The sequence below is a fragment of the Psychrobacter sp. GW64-MNA-CIBAN-0177 genome, from assembly GCF_040309585.1.
In the GTDB taxonomy this organism is placed as follows: domain Bacteria; phylum Pseudomonadota; class Gammaproteobacteria; order Pseudomonadales; family Moraxellaceae; genus Psychrobacter; species Psychrobacter okhotskensis.
The window spans coordinates 1-255 of record NZ_JBEOOY010000414.1 but is presented as its reverse complement, the minus strand read 5'-3'; the positions used below and the strand labels follow the sequence as shown (position 1 = coordinate 255).

General features: G+C 43.9%; 1 pseudogene. It reads right to left on the bottom strand.

Features of this window, described 5'->3' with window-relative positions:
- Positions 1–255, bottom strand: a pseudogene (locus AAEY79_RS15680) (YjiH family protein); the annotation flags it as partial.

Below are 255 nucleotides of genomic sequence, written 5' to 3'. Positions count from 1 at the left end.
GGCAGGCGCTATGTCAGCCACATACATCACTGCCAACATCAGACCGATGATCTTGAAAGTCGTCATAATCATATGAGTGATATTTTTGCGCCATGAGCCATCGATAAACGGCTTACTCACACCATAGATCATGAGTAGAAACAGTAATGTCACGGACAAGGTATGCTGCTGAGTGACCAGATAGGTTGCGCCATGATCGAACAAAATCGTGCTTTTTTCACCAATGGTAAATGGCACAAAAAACATGACCAAACC